Annotated in this window: 12 protein-coding genes; all 12 read right to left on the reverse strand. The window is 36.3% G+C overall.

The window, feature by feature from the left end; genetic code table 11:
- Positions 1-63: 63 nt before the first annotated feature.
- On the reverse strand, positions 64-444 hold the full coding sequence (locus DR871_RS04905) for a Dabb family protein (RefSeq protein ID WP_113664594.1): 381 nt from the start codon (positions 442-444) through the stop codon (positions 64-66).
- Positions 445-582: 138 nt separating this feature from the next.
- Entirely contained in the window at positions 583-1,359 is a 777-nt protein-coding gene (gene proC / locus DR871_RS04910) for a pyrroline-5-carboxylate reductase (RefSeq protein ID WP_113664593.1), read from the reverse strand.
- A 178-nt stretch (positions 1,360-1,537) separates the two neighbouring features.
- Positions 1,538-2,890, reverse strand: a complete 1,353-nt coding sequence (gene mgtE / locus DR871_RS04915; protein WP_113664592.1) for a magnesium transporter — start codon at positions 2,888-2,890, stop codon at positions 1,538-1,540.
- Positions 2,880-3,659, reverse strand: coding sequence for a 16S rRNA (adenine(1518)-N(6)/adenine(1519)-N(6))-dimethyltransferase RsmA (gene rsmA / locus DR871_RS04920; protein WP_113664591.1), 780 nt, complete (start codon positions 3,657-3,659; stop codon positions 2,880-2,882). The genes mgtE and rsmA overlap by 11 nt, the downstream gene beginning before the upstream one ends.
- A gap of 147 nt (positions 3,660-3,806) precedes the next feature.
- Complete coding sequence (locus DR871_RS04925) at positions 3,807-4,118, reverse strand: DUF4286 family protein (RefSeq protein WP_113664590.1); 312 nt, start codon at positions 4,116-4,118, stop codon at positions 3,807-3,809.
- 69 nt (positions 4,119-4,187) lie between these two features.
- Positions 4,188-5,993 carry a tetratricopeptide repeat protein gene (locus DR871_RS04930; protein WP_113664589.1) on the reverse strand — a complete coding sequence of 602 codons (1,806 nt, stop codon included), beginning with the start codon at positions 5,991-5,993 and terminating at the stop codon, positions 4,188-4,190.
- Positions 5,994-6,114: 121 nt separating this feature from the next.
- Entirely contained in the window at positions 6,115-7,386 is a 1,272-nt protein-coding gene (gene serS, locus DR871_RS04935) for a serine--tRNA ligase (protein ID WP_113664588.1), read from the reverse strand.
- 269 nt (positions 7,387-7,655) lie between these two features.
- The gene (locus DR871_RS04940) at positions 7,656-8,195 is read right to left on the reverse strand and encodes a DMP19 family protein (protein WP_113664587.1); all 540 of its coding nucleotides are present in this window, start codon (positions 8,193-8,195) and stop codon (positions 7,656-7,658) included.
- A 439-nt stretch (positions 8,196-8,634) separates the two neighbouring features.
- Positions 8,635-9,996, reverse strand: coding sequence for a DNA repair protein RadA (gene radA, locus DR871_RS04945; RefSeq protein ID WP_113664586.1), 1,362 nt, complete (start codon positions 9,994-9,996; stop codon positions 8,635-8,637).
- Complete coding sequence (locus DR871_RS04950; protein WP_113665437.1) at positions 9,996-11,144, reverse strand: alpha/beta hydrolase-fold protein; 1,149 nt, start codon at positions 11,142-11,144, stop codon at positions 9,996-9,998. Before DR871_RS04950 ends, radA begins: the two co-directional genes overlap by 1 nt.
- Before the next feature lie 225 nt (positions 11,145-11,369).
- Entirely contained in the window at positions 11,370-11,720 is a 351-nt protein-coding gene (panD, locus tag DR871_RS04955; protein ID WP_113636013.1) for an aspartate 1-decarboxylase, read from the reverse strand.
- 14 nt (positions 11,721-11,734) lie between these two features.
- Positions 11,735-12,583, reverse strand: coding sequence for a pantoate--beta-alanine ligase (gene panC / locus DR871_RS04960; protein WP_113664585.1), 849 nt, complete (start codon positions 12,581-12,583; stop codon positions 11,735-11,737).
- Between the last annotated feature and the right edge of the window lie 6 nt (positions 12,584-12,589).

A 12,589-nucleotide genomic window follows, 5' to 3' on the forward strand; every position in this document is an offset into this window, starting at 1 on the left:
TTTTTATGTTAGTTCAAATTTTATTTAAAAACTAAATCCATTATATGGATTGTGTCTTTCTGTTTACTTCCTAGCCCAATAATCCACTACGGTAACTTTATCCGGTGCCGGACTCAAAACAGCCACAAAAGCTTTGTGATCCGGATGAATCAAATACGCATCTCGATCCGCTTCACTGCTAAATGTTAGGGTAAAACAATGCGTCAAACCATTATTCAAGTTTTCAGGACTGTTGTTAATTCCCCATTCATACGCTTTGATTAATTTAATTTTATGTTCTAAATTTCCAAAAGCAGTGACCACTTTGTCAATTTCTGCTGTATCGGTTCCGGGTTTCCAACCAAACATCACGACATGCCTTAGCACTTGTTTTTGTTTGTCTTTTTGGGCATTTACGGTATAACTTGAAATTAAAATAAATGCAAAAAGGAGTAGTTTCTTCATGATAGTTTTTTTTAAATATAAGATTTATTTGATTGTGTAAACAAATATCAATATTTGCGAAGCTTAAGTAAAAAAAATTGCGCAAAGTCAGAGACATTTGCGCAACTTATATCATGAATATTTTACGGAACTAGAGACTTATCCTTTGATTTGTTTCAAGGACGTTTTGATTCCACGTATTAATGACGAACTGAATCCGTGCATTTCCATTTCGTTCAATCCCGCAATCGTGCAGCCTTGTGGTGTGGTCACACGGTCAATTAATTGTTCCGGGTGCACTTTTTCTTCTAGTAACATTTCGGCAGCGCCTTTTACGGTTTGTGCTGAAATTGCCAAAGCGGTCTGCCAATCGAATCCTATTTCTATTCCGGCTTGCATCGAAGCGCGAATGTATCGCAATGCAAAAGCAGTTCCGCTAGCTGCAAGAACAGTTGCAGCATCCATCAGTTTTTCGTCAATAATAGGAGCGGTTCCCAAACTCTGAAAAAGAGCAACTACATGTTGTGCCTTCTCTTTGTCTTTTTCGTGAAACGCAATACAAGTGGCTGATGCGCCAAATTGTGCCGCAATATTGGGCATGATTCGGATCGCACTATTAGCCGTTCCGATTTTGTTTTGTAAATTTTCAATCGATAATCCACTCACGGCCGAAGCGATGATTTTATTGGAAATTTCAGGCAGGATTTCGGCTAAAACGGTATCTACTTGGTATGGTTTTATGGTTAAGATAATGACATCGGCTTCCTGAATCTGATGAATGTTATTTGTAGAAACCGTAGTACCCAGTTTTTCAAGATATAATATGCTGGACGTATTTCTCCGGGTTATAGTTACTTGATTTTCTGGTGAAAATTTTGATAATCCTAATGCGATAGAAACACCTAAGTTTCCGCCGCCAATGATGTGTACTTTCATGCTGGTTGTGGTTTTTCCTCTCCCCTCCCGAAGCTTCGGGACCTCTCCAAAAGAGAAGGAGCTGTAAGGGAAAAGTGTTGGTTGTGTAGTTATAGTTGTATTAGTTTGTTGTTGAATTCCCTCTCAATATTCTATTATCTTTCTTCTTTATTCTATTCTCTTTGTTCTCTTCTCTCTCTTAAAACCCCAGAATCAATTTTGCTATCGAAAAATAAATCAGAATTCCGCAAATATCATTGCTCGTTGTGATGAACGGTCCGGTAGCCAAAGCGGGGTCAATACCAAATTTATCCAGCAATAACGGAACAAAAGTTCCTATTAATGAAGCAATAATAATCACCGACATCAATGCTATAGTAACAATAACCCCAATGATCAATTCGACATTTAATAAAAAATGACTTCCTAAAAATAATATCGTAGCCAAAATCAGTCCGTTTAATAAACTTAGTGACACTTCTTTGACCAATCTATTAAATAAGGATCCGCTCAAGGTATTGTTTGCCAAACCCTGTACAATAATTGCAGAGGATTGCACCCCAACATTTCCTGCCATTGCAGCAATAAGCGGTGTGAAAAAGAATAAGTTTCCGTGCAGAAGCATTGCTCCTTCAAATAATCCGAGCACTTTTACGGAGATAAAACCACCCAAAAGAGCCAAAACTAGCCAAGGCAGCCGTGCTTTTGTATGTTCAAATATACTGTCATCCGCTTCAACGTCTTGCGAGATACCTGCTGCCAACTGGTAATCCTCATCGGCTTCATCCTTGATTACATCCACAATGTCATCAATAGTTATTCGACCTACTAATCGTCCCATTTCATCTACGACAGGAATAGCTTCTAAATCGTATTTTTGCATGATTCGGGCCACCTCAACATCTTCTGTGTCTACTTTTACGGAGTTCAATTTCCGAATGTAAACATCACTAACTGGTGTTCTGGAAGAAGTGGTCAATAAATCCTTGAGTGACAAGCGACCTTTCAATCGATCTTCATCATCTACAACATAAATCGAATGGACTCTGGAAATATTTTCGGCCTGAATGCGCATTTCTTTTACACAAGTCAGGACATTCCAATTTTCATTGACCTTAACCAATTCCTTGTGCATGATTCCTCCTGCGGTATCTTCATCATACCGCAACAAGTCAACAATATCTTTAGCGTGCTCAACATCCTGAAGTTCGGATATTACTTCGGCCTTTAAATCTTTCGAAAGCTCCGCAATAATATCGGCGGCATCATTGGTTTCCAGCTCGTCTAATTCTTCCGCAATCTCTTTTGGCGAAAGCCTGCTTAATATATTTTCCCGCAAATCATCTTCCAGTTCCAGAAGGATTTCGGCGGTTTTTTCACTGTCTAAAACTTTAAAAATATAGGTTGCTTCATTAAAATCAAGCTCATCAAGAATTTCAGCAATATCAGCATGGTGCATGTCATTCAATAATACTTCCAGTTGCTGGTCGTTTTTATTTTGAATGAGTTGCTCTAATTCTTGTATTAATTCTTTGCTGATTTTAAACTCCATCGGCTTCTATTTTTTGGGTGAGTGCTATAAACTGTTCTACATTTAACTGTTCTGGTCGAAGATTAAAAATTTCATCTTCTCTCAAACTATCCGACAAATTTAAGGTTTTCAAACTGTTTCGTAACGTTTTGCGTCGTTGTTGAAAAGCCGTTTTCACTACGGTAAAAAACAATTTTTCGCCGCAAGGCAAACTGTAATCTTTCTTCCTGCGCAAACGTAAAACTCCTGATTTTACCTTTGGAGGCGGAATAAATACATTTTCATCTACCGTGAATAAATATTCGGCATCATAAAAAGCCTGAACTAAAACCGATAGAATTCCATACGCCTTTGTTCCCTTTTTTTCACAAATACGTTGCGCTACTTCTTTCTGGAACATCCCCGCAAATTCCGGAATCTGATCGCGGTATTCCAAAGTTCTAAACACAATTTGAGTTGAAATATTATACGGGAAATTACCAATTATAGCAAATTGTTTTCCTTCAAAAGTTTCATTAATATCATACCTCAAAAAATCTTTAGAAATGATTCTATCTTTTAATTTTGGATAATTTTCATCTAAATACGTCACTGATTCGGTATCGATTTCAATAACGTAGGTATTCACCGGTTTATCCAACAAATATTTTGTCAAAACTCCCATTCCCGGACCTATCTCTAATACATCATCATATCCTTCTAAGTTTAACGTGTCAGCAATGTCTTTTGCAATGCTTTCGTCTTTTAAGAAGTGCTGTCCGAGGTGTTTTTTGGCTTTTACTTTTTCCATGTTTTTTGTTTTGCCACGAAGGCACTGAGGCACAAAGCGTAGTTATATTTTTTATAATTGGAGAGCACAAATTGTGACTTCAAGATTTATTATTTCCCAACTGAACTCTCGCAACTGAATATGATTGCTTCGTTCCTAGCATTGGCTCTAATAATCGGCAATCAGCTCTAATTCCGTTCTAAACGCCAGCATTTTATCTCCAAATAATTTTGATCCTTCTTCGCGAAAACCTGGTGCATCTTCCTGGTAATATTTCTCCAAAGTTTCTTTGCTGTCCGTTGTGTATTGAACCGAATACGTTACGCCGCCCATTTCCTCTTCAATTAAAACCCGCACCATTCTTGCAGACGAGAATTTTCCCGTTGCTAAAATTTCAGGAATGTGTTTGTGTTGCATCCAGATCATCCATTGATCGTGAACGCTTTCGTGTATGTTTGTGGTAACGTTGTATAATATCATTTTTTTTGATTGTTAGATTATTAGATTATTAGACTTTTCAAAAAATCCAAGAATCTAAGTAATCAGTTTTTATAAATTAGTGTCTCCTCGCAACTGCCTGAATTTCTTTCTTGCTTCTACAAAATAAATACTGTCCTGATGATTGAACAATACCTTTTCATATAATGGTTTTGCTTTTTCAGGCAGCAACTGCTTGTTATATATTTCTGCCGAAAAATACAACGCTTCATCTATATAAATTCCGTCGCTGTGGTGATCTATAATCATTTGGTATTGGCTTAAAGCCAAAGCAAAATCGCCTTTCTTTTCGTATATTTTCCCTAATCGCAATAAGGTCACAGCCTCTATTTGCTTCGCCTGTTCGAGCATAGCTCTCGAGCCCTGTCCTTTACTATTTTTTAAAATAGACTGAAACTGCGCAATAGCTTCCTGATTCCTGTTTTGATACAACAGATAATCTCCTTTGGCAAACTGTTTCAAAGCTGTTTGTGTCGAATCAGCTGCAGTGTTGTCGTTTATCAACAGAAAATATTCCAATGCATCATTGGCAATCAACTGCGTATTGGCTGATTTCAATTCCTTGAATTGTTTCAATGCCCATGCAAAATCAGTTTTGAAATAACTCGTTTTTGCGGCTTTCAAACTGGCTTCATGCGCAATTACATCATTCTTTAAATCCAATTCTATCTGTGAATAATAGATCAAGGCTTGATTGAATTTTTCTTCGAAAAGCAGAATATCTGCCAGTTCCATTTTGGTATTGGCCACCTGATAATCATTCAATTGCAATTCCAGCGCTCTCTTGACTATTGCCTTTCCTTCTTCTGGTTTTTTCAAATTAAATGCCGTGAAATGCGCCTGAATCAGCTGCAAAGATAAGGTAAAAGGACTTATTTCAAATTGTTTCAGCAAACCGTCTAATTCTGCACTGATGGCTACAAAGTCATTTTCGGATGCTTTTTCAATTTTCATGGTTATCAAATACGAATTCGCTTGAATCAGTAATTCTAAATCTTGTGTATTTTCCAATACAAATCCCAAAATTTCTTTAGCTGCTTCAGCATTATCTTCATCAATGGCGAGTTGTCCTAAATTCACGATAGTAGTAAGTGATTCTGGATTGCGTTTGTAAATGGCTTTCTCCTGAATAAATGCTTTTTCGAACTCTTTTTGCTGCACATAAAACCAACTCAAATAATGATTCCAAAAAACATCTTGGTTTTTTTGGGTTCTAATAATTAATGCTTTGCGCAACAGCTCATTGAAATTCGCATCGCCTTCATCAACCATAAAACGAACCAGCTGATTTTGGATTCTGATAGAGTTTTGAGGATTCGCAAACGCTTCATCCAGAAAAGTGGAAATCATCATTTCCATATTAGACAATTGACCGTAAAGCAATCCTATTTGATAATTGAAATTGAAATTCGGTTCTAATGCCGAAGCGGTTTGGTAGGATTTCAGCGCGTATTCGAGGAGTACTTTTCGCTCAAAAGAATTTGATATCCCGTAGACATCATTCGGATTTTTTTTGATCCGGTCTAAAGCCTGTTCGTAGTATATCTTGGCTTTGGCATCATTTTTTTGCAACTGAAAATTATACCCTAATTCCACCAGAAGATTTCCTTGATTGTGTTTTTCAAGTCGTTGCTGAAGGGCTTTTTCGGCACTTTCAAACTGTTGCAATTGCTGAGAACAATCTATTATTCTTAAAAAATATTGGGAGTTCAACGGAATCTCTTTCAGCAATTCTTCATAGCTGATTTTTGCTTTTTCAAAATCACCTTTGTCATAATAGTATTGCGCTAATTGTTCGTTTTGCGAAAAACAAACCAATGAAAAAAACAGGGTAATATGTAGAAAGAGTTTTTTCATTGTTACATGCAATTTGTTTTGTCAAACATCAATTTTTTTTAAACATATAAGTCATATAAGAATTGCATTGCTCTAAATTTAAAACTTTGCAAAAACTGACATGACTTATATGTTAAAATTTTTAGTTTATAATATCAAATCCGCAATACGCTCGTAAAACCTCAGGAATTACAATTCCTTCCGGAGTTTGGTAATTTTCTAAAATTCCTGCCAAAACTCTTGGCAAAGCCAATGAACTTCCGTTCAAGGTGTGTGCCAATTGGTTTTTTCCGTCTTTGTCTTTGAAACGCAATTTCAAACGATTTGCTTGAAAAGTCTCAAAATTAGAAACCGAACTAATTTCTAACCAACGATCTTGCGCGGTAGAAAATACTTCGAAATCATATGTCAAAGCCGATGTGAATCCCATATCGCCACCACAAAGACGTAATATTCTGTATGGTAATTTCAATTCTTGTAAAATACTTTTCACGTGTTCTACCATTCCGTCCAATGCTTCGTATGATTTATCCGGATGTTCTACACGAACGATTTCTACTTTGTCAAATTGATGCAAACGGTTCAATCCACGTACATGCGCACCATAAGAACCCGCCTCACGACGGAAACAAGGCGTGTAAGCCGTAGTTAAAATTGGTAATTCATTTTCGTTTAAGATCACGTCACGAAACAAATTCGTTACTGGAACCTCAGCCGTTGGAATTAAGTACAAATCGTCGGTTTTATCATGGTACATTTGCCCTTCTTTGTCTGGCAATTGTCCCGTTCCATAAGCAGATGCTTCGTTTACCATGTGTGGCACTTGAACTTCATTATAACCGGCAGCGGTATTTTTGTCCAAGAAATAATTGATCAAGGCACGTTGTAATCGCGCTCCCTTTCCTTTATAAACCGGAAATCCTGCGCCAGTGATTTTTACTCCAAGTTCAAAATCAATGATGTCGTATTTTTTCACCAATTCCCAATGCGGTTGTGCTCCTTCGTGCAAAACTGGAATTTCACCTTCCTCAAAAACGTTTAGGTTTTCCTCTGGCGTTTTTCCAACAGGAACAATATCAGCTGGAAGATTAGGTAATGTATATAATTTTTCCAAAAGTTCAGCGGCAAGTGCATCAGCCGTTTCCGCTAAAGCTTTGCTTTTCTCTTTGTTTAAAACAGTTTTTTCTTTTAGAATGGCGGCTTTAGATTTCTCACCTGCTTTCATTAATTCACCAATGTCTTTGGATAATTTATTAGATTCGGATAAAATATTGTCTAGCTCCACTTGCGTAGCGCGACGTTTTTCATCCAGTTGTACCACTTCTTCAACAACACTTGTAGCATCGATGTTTCTCTTTGCCAAAGCGGTGATTACTTTTTCTTGATTCTCTCTAATAAATGCGATTTGTAACATAGCTTGATTTTTTTAACGCTAACTTTTATAATAATGGAAGCAAATTTAAGGAAATGTTTGGGACTTATAAGACAAAGTTTTGAGGAAAAGGAGAATATCCTAATTCAAATGCATTGGGCTTTTTTTAAACATATAGAATCATAGAAAAATTAGGACTGTGAAGAATTTGATAGCATTTCATTTTCACATAGCTATGCATTATAGCTAAAATGAAATGCCTTTTTAATAAACTCAAAACTATGTTTCTATGTGTTTAAAAAATAAATCTGCTATTCTCTTTTAATCTCATGACCCACAAATTCTTCTAAGGACGCAAACATGTCGTCTACAGAAAGGACTTCAAAATCGGGATGGGTTTTTAAAAAAGTAGCATTCAAAGTAACCAGATTTTCTTCAATTTCGAAAAAAGTGTCGTTGTTGAGCAAATCTCTGATAGGATTTACTCCTTCCAATTTCCCTTTCAAGAATTTATTGAGCTTTACACTGCTCATTAATTTTACTTTTTTGGATTGTTGCTGAAACAATTCCAAATGCTTTTCAGCACCAATCAATGCCAAACCTTCTTCTATTAATTCGTTCAGTTCTTTATCCCAGCCCGAATTGTAAACAAATTGAGCAAAATTCCCTTCGGTATATTGTGAGGTATAATAATCTAAATAATAACTCATTATAGCATCTTCGTGAATCAAATCATCGTTTACACCTTCTTCACGCATTAAGTTGATTACCGAAATATTAGAGTGAATCACATCTTGGAGATTTTCACTGTTCATTGCTGTTTCTGAAATAATTATTCTACCGAATTCCATTTGTTTTGTATTTGAGTATGTGTTGCAAATTTCGGGTAAATAAAAACAGAAATCAAATACAATTCAATTTATATGCTATGAGATTCGTTCCTATTTTTTTCTAGTTCATTTTTGAAACCAAAGTTTTCAAACGTGCTGCTTTTTCTTTTTTATCTTTTTGAAGTTTCGCTTTTTTTAGATTGAGCAATTTGGTATGCAACGCTTTTTTTTGATATTTTTTTCAGGTCCTTTGGGCATAATTTATTGTGTCATTGCAAGTCAGCTATAAATTTTTAAAGCCAGTGGTAATAAAATTTACCGTGTCCATCGATTGTATTTCTGCTAATAAAACAAGCAATAATCCAAGCTATAATTGCTGTTTTATGCGCCTACTAGCCTAATCTTTAGTGACAGTAGATTTATGGAAAGGCTAAAATATTTTTGGTTATTCCTGCTTGAATCATCCAAACAGTTCACTCGCCACATCTTCAATTTTGGCAACTAATCGAATTTTTATTCCAGTATTTTTCAACGCAATTTTATTGTATTTGGATACAAAAATGGTCGAAAAACCTAACTTTTCTGCTTCCTGAATGCGTTGGTCCACGCGGTTTACCGGACGTATTTCTCCTGAAAGTCCCACTTCGCCTGCAAAACAAAAATCTTTATTGACTGCAATGTCTTCATTCGAAGATAAAATGGCGGCAACAACAGCTAAATCTATCGCTGGATCATCTACTGAAATTCCTCCGGTTACATTTAGGAAAACGTCTTTGGCGCCAAGCCTAAAACCGGCTCTTTTCTCTAAAACGGCCAGAATCATATTGAGTCTTTTGGCATTATAACCTGTAGTGCTTCGCTGCGGTGTTCCATAGACTGCGGTGCTTACCAATGCTTGGATTTCAATCATCAACGGGCGCATGCCTTCTAATGTTGAGGCAATTGCGGTTCCGGATAATTCTTCATCTTTATGCGAAATTAATATTTCGGATGGATTAGAAACTTCGCGCAAACCATTGCCGAGCATTTCATAAATACCAATTTCGGCAGTGGAACCAAAACGATTTTTTAACGAACGTAAAATTCGGTACACGTGATTTCTGTCTCCTTCAAATTGTAAAACGGTGTCGACCATGTGTTCCAGGATTTTTGGTCCTGCAATGTTTCCGTCTTTGGTAATATGACCAATCAGAATCACGGGAATATTGGTTTCTTTGGCAAATTTGATCAATTCGGCTGTGGTTTCTCTAATTTGAGAAATACTTCCTGGAGTGGATTCAATATAATCCGTGTGCAAGGTTTGAATGGAATCGATAATCACGATTTCCGGCTCGATGGCTTCAATTTGCTTGAAGATATTTTGGGTTTTGGTTTCGGTAAGAATATAGCAATTGTCTCCGCTGGGGGTGATTCTTTCGGCACGCATTTTTATTTGTTTCTGGCTTTCTTCACCCGAAACATATAAAGTTTTATACGGTAACTTTAGAGAGATTTGCAGTAGTAGCGTACTTTTTCCAATGCCGGGTTCGCCACCTAAAAGAATTAAAGAGCCGGGAACGATTCCGCCGCCCAACACGCGATTTAATTCACTGTCAGTAGTGTCCATTCGGATTTCCTGAGCCGAATCAATTTCGTTTATTCGTAACGGTTTTGGTGCTTTACTGCTGGAAGTAGTTTCGCTTTTCCAAGCTGTTTTTTCTGGTTTTTGGATGATTTCTTCGGCAATAGTATTCCATTCTTTACAGGAATTACATTGTCCTTGCCATTTTGCATATTGTGCGCCACAGTTTTGGCAAAAAAAAGTTGTTTTTACTTTTGACATTATTTTTTTGGTGTTTGACTGATCATATCATCATATTTCTCCATCATCATATTTTTTGTAAGGTCGCCAATTTCTTCTAATTGAGAAGCATTTTGATATAGTTTTGCTGCTTTTTTCATGTCACCCATTTTTTCATACATTAAACCTAATTCATAATCGGCAAGCATTGATTTTGGATAATTTTTATTAGCAATTTCCGCTAATTTATCCAATTCTGAATACGCTTTGTTTTTAAGAATTGCAGCTTCAATGGCTTTGAAATCATTGACGCGAATGGGCATTTTTAAGCTTAAATTTTTATTTAACACTTCGTATTTGTTAGTTAGGTAATCCACATAGCCGGATTGAAGGACAGCAATTTTCTCTAAATATTCAGTAGAAGAAATGGGTTTGTATGTGTCGAAAAAGTGGTACAAAGCATTTGGAATCGAATACAAAACCAGTGAATAATGAGAAGCTCCAGCGAAATTATCAAACTTGTAATTCAGTAACGGATTGGTGACCTGTTTTATATTAGTGTCTAGTTGCTTGATTGATGTTTGAAGTTTTTTTACATCGCCATCACCATTTGACTGATAATAAAAAATAGGTTGTTTGAGTTTTGAAAGTTGCTCCGGAATACGGTTTTCCATATCAGGCGCAAGTTCTGGACTTAATGAAATATAGGCATTGAAAATAGGATTGTCTTTGTACAGAAAAAAGTTCAAAAAACCAGCAGTAGTGTCATGACCGGCAATAATGCGGAAAGGAGCAACAGGATATTTCTTTTCTATGTAGGGCAATAACTCCGCTCCAATGAATTCGAAAAATTTCGCACCTTTTCCAGAAGGAACGCCATCAGCTTCGTCATAATTGCAGTCGTCATATCGTTCGTTGTTCTTGTTTTGACTGATGCCAACGATAATGGTTTCCGGTAAGTCATCCCAAAAGGCACCGTAATTTAAAGCGCCGTAAAAAGGATCAAAAAGGTAGTCTCCATCCAATAAAACGAGAATTGGATATTTTTTATTTGGATTTTTTTCAAAGGAAGGTGGGAGTCCAATTGTAATTTCTCTGCTTTCGCCAAGCACTTGAGAATCAAAAGCAATCACAGTTTTTTGTGAAAATACGGAAACAGAAAATAGTAATAAGAGTATTAGTTTTTTCATGAATTGGTTTGGTTTAGAAAGTATAGAATACTCCATATAAGAGCAAGCAATATAAACATTATTACTTTATATTTGAAAATGGATACCGGAAAATGTTAAGATTGCGCTTTGATATCAAGGGAGGAATCAGCGTTTAAAAAATTAGCCACTGATTCTGTGATTTTAAAATGCAAAATCAGAGAATCAGCAGCTAGAAAATGTTTGTTAGTTTAATTCGAACAGAAATTAAGTCAACGAATTGTCGTTTTCATTTGGGAAAATAACCCACGGTTTGAAGGTTTTAGCTTCCTCAAATTCTAGGGTTGCGTAGGATATGATGATGATGATGTCGTCTTTTTGAACTTTTCTTGCTGCAGGACCGTTGAGTGTAATGGTTCCTGAATTTTTTTCGCCTTTTATGGCATAAGTTTCAAAACGTTCTCCATTGTTGATGTTTACAATGGAAACTTTTTCGCCTTCAATAATATTTGAAGCTTCTAACAATGATTCATCAATAGTTATGGATCCGATATAATTTAAATCGGCCCCGGTTACCTTAACGCGGTGAATTTTTGATTTTAATACTTGAATTTGCATGCTACAAAAGTAAATTAATTTAGTGAAATGGTGTCAATTAAACGTATATTGTTGACTAATACGGCTATGAAAGCGCGGTATTTTTTATTTTTATTTTTTCGACTGCACGATAAAAGCGTGGCTTCATCAGCAATGGTGAAATATTCTAAAGTAAAATGAGGATTGTTATCGAATGATTTTTGAACCCATTCTGAAATTTTAGCGGTGCTATTTTTCGAAAATTGCTCTTTTACGGAGCTAAGAATTTTGTAGATAATAGATGCTTCGTCTCTTTCCTGCTCGGATAAACGCTCATTTCTGGAGCTCATGGCAAGATCATTAGCTTCTCTATAAATAGGACAGCCAATGACATTTACTTTTAAATGATTTTTAGCCACCATTTTTTTTACGATTTGTAATTGTTGAAAATCTTTCTCGCCAAAATAAGCATTAGTGGGTTCAATAATCTCAAAAAGTCGTTTTACAATCGTACCCACACCATTAAAATGTCCGGGTCTGAATTTACCTTCCATTTGGTTTTCTAATCCGTCGAAATCGAACGGTTCCGAAACCGGTTTTCCGTCATAAATATCTTCAACCGTTGGTGCATATAGGATAATGTTTGGATTCAGATTGGTGAGTTTCTTTACATCCTCCTCTAGTGTTCTAGGATATTTTGCCAAGTCTTCCGGATTGTTGAATTGAGTAGGATTTACAAAAATACTGACAACGGTGGTGTCGTTTTCCAGCAATGATTTCTGCATTAAAGCCAGGTGACCTTGATGTAACGCACCCATAGTTGGAACAAATCCAATAGTGGAATGGATGGTTTTTATAGGTTTTAAATAGTCCATTAAAGATGCTTTTCCGTAGAAAATATGCATGGCAGT

The sequence above is a fragment of the Flavobacterium petrolei genome, from assembly GCF_003314435.2.
GTDB lineage: Bacteria > Bacteroidota > Bacteroidia > Flavobacteriales > Flavobacteriaceae > Flavobacterium > Flavobacterium petrolei.